This is a genomic window from Longimicrobium sp. (assembly GCF_036554565.1).
Lineage (GTDB): Bacteria > Gemmatimonadota > Gemmatimonadetes > Longimicrobiales > Longimicrobiaceae > Longimicrobium.
Genome location: NZ_DATBNB010000553.1, coordinates 1 through 2,464 on the forward strand (window position 1 = coordinate 1; position 2,464 = coordinate 2,464).

2 protein-coding genes are annotated in these 2,464 nt (G+C 68.1%); both read right to left on the reverse strand.

The window, feature by feature from the left end:
* Positions 1-96 precede the first annotated feature (96 nt).
* Positions 97-888 carry an IS21-like element helper ATPase IstB gene (istB, locus tag VIB55_RS15195; RefSeq protein WP_331877509.1) on the reverse strand — a complete coding sequence of 264 codons (792 nt, stop codon included), beginning with the start codon at positions 886-888 and terminating at the stop codon, positions 97-99.
* A gap of 14 nt (positions 889-902) precedes the next feature.
* The gene (gene istA / locus VIB55_RS15200; protein WP_331877508.1) at positions 903-2,216 is read right to left on the reverse strand and encodes an IS21 family transposase; all 1,314 of its coding nucleotides are present in this window, start codon (positions 2,214-2,216) and stop codon (positions 903-905) included.
* Positions 2,217-2,464: the final 248 nt, after the last annotated feature.

Sequence of the window (2,464 nt, forward strand, 5' to 3'; positions counted from 1 at the left end):
GGGCGGCAGTTGCTTTGTCTTTCGGGTGGGGGGCCGGGGGGCGGCGGGGAGGGTTGGGTGGGCCCGCCGCCCCCCGGCTTCCCAGAAGCCACCACCTCAGCTCGAAGCCTCCACCTCGGCACCGGGCTCGGTATAGGGCTCGCTACGGGTCAGCAGCCCCGACTTGCGTTTCTCTTTGAGCCGGTAGCTCTCCCCCTTGATGTTGAGGATCGTCGAGTGGTGCAGCAGACGGTCCAGAATCGCCGTGGCCAGGATCTGGTCGCCGAAAACCTGGCCCCAGCCCGCCAGGCTCTGGTTCGAGGTGATCAGGATCGAGCCCCGCTCGTAGCGCCGTGACACCAGCTGGAAAAACAGGTTCGCTCCCAGACGCTCCAGCGGCAGGTAGCCGATCTCGTCGATGATCAGCAGCCGCGGCTGCACCAGCAGCTTCAGCTTCTCCTCCAACCGATTCTCCTGGTGAGCCCGCGTCAGGCTCGCCACCAGGCTCGAAGCGGTCAGAAACATCGTCCGGTACCCCAGGGCGCAGGCCCGCAGGCCGAGACCGACCGCCAGGTGCGTCTTGCCCACACCCGGAGGCCCGAGCAGCAGCACATTGTCGGCGTCGGCGATAAACCGGCCGGCGGCCAGCTCACGGATCACCTTCGGCTCGATGGAGGGCTGAAACTTGAAGTCGAAGCTCTCCAGGCTCTTCTGGAACGGGAAGCGCGCCATCGTCGTCTTCATCGCCGCATGGCGATCCTGCTTGGCGCTCAGCTCCCGGCCCAGCAGGTCCTGGAGCAACTCGGCGTAGGAGGCCTCCCGCTTGCTGGCGTCCTGCAGCAGCAGCGGCAACTCCTCGGCGATGCGCACCAGCTTGAGCTGGCGCATCTGGTCCTGGATCGTCTCCAGGCTCCCACCGCCGCTCATGAGCCCACCCCGGCGGCGATCGCCTCGTAGGCGCCCAGAGAGCGCACCTCCACCTCACCCGTCGGGCCGGCATAGGCCGGATCCCACTGCGGCGGACCCTCGGCTTGGCAGGCCCCGGGCGGCGGGACGCTGCGCGGGGGACCGTTCCACCGCGCCACCTGGTGCTTGCCCCAAAGACGAGCGTGGCGCACCAGATCCTCGCCATCCCGGCCGAAGACGATCTCCTCGGCCCGCAGATGGACACGCACCGACCGACCGGCCCACCCCAGGGGCACCGGATACCGGTTCGACTCCACCGGCACCAGCGCGTCGGACGGCACGGTCTGGATCTTCACCTGCTCGCGTGGAGAGGGCGGCCGAGCGTCTACCGCCACCATCTGCGCCGCCTCGCTACGAGCAAACCGCTCGGCCGGCCGCTCGAACGTCGTCCCGTGCACCCGCTGGTCCGCCACCTCCAGACACCACGCCAGCAGAACGGCGTTGAGCTCGTCCAGATCCCGAAACCGCCGGCCGGCCAGGGCATTGCGCTTGACGTACTTGACCCCGCTTTCCACCTTCCCCTTCGTCCGCGCACGGTAGTACCGGCACAACTGGATCTCCACCCCGTAGAAGTCCATCCGGTCCTTGAACGTGGCGTTCCACTCCACCCAACCCGACGACTCGTCTTTCGACAGCACGATCGTCCGCGGATTGTCGTAGAGGATCTTCGCCGTGCGACCCCCGAAATGCTCGAAGGCCCGGGCGTGGCCGTCGAGCAGAAACTCCAAACCCTCCCCGGGGTAGCCGCGAACGAAGATCCGCCGACTGTAGCCCAGCACCATCACGAACAGGTGCACCCGCACCCGATGCTCGCCCAACCACACCCATGAAGACCCCCAATCCACCTGCGCCTGCTGGCCGGGGTCGGTCTCGAACCGCACGGTCGAGCGCTGATCCCGCACCGCCTCCTCACGCCACGGACGAAGGTAGCGCACCACCGTCGGATACGAGCCCGCGTAGCCCTTGCCCTGCAACTCCCGGTACAAAACCGCCGCGTTGAAGCCCACCTCCGGGGCCCGGCCACGAAGAAAGCTCTCCCAGCTATCCAGGCCACGCCCCTGACCCGGCCGGCGCTGGGGCGTCCACGCCCGCAGCAGCCACTTGCGCACCGTCTTGATATCCAGATCCAACTCCCGCGCAATGGCCTTCCGGCTCAGACCCCGCTCCCACAACCCGCGTACCGCTTCCCAGGCACTTTCCTCGAGCAACGACACCTCCGTGGCACCTTCAGGCGCCGCGGCAAGCATCTCCCGTCCGCTCTCCTTGTCCATCCCTACCTCCTTCCGGCTGGGGGGAGGGGGGGATTTTTAGATGATCGCACGGGGGGAATTTAGGGTGATCGGTGACACCCCCGGCAGACCGCCCGCTCCGGCTCGGCCTCCGTGCCCCGTCGCTCCTACGCCGCCGCGTGCTCTGCAACCGGCGAAGGCCGGAGTGCAGGCTCCGGCGAACGCGCGTCCTACGTTGCTGGCGCACAAGGCCGCCCGGCCGCCAAGCCGCACCGGCGGCGTTGTCCAGC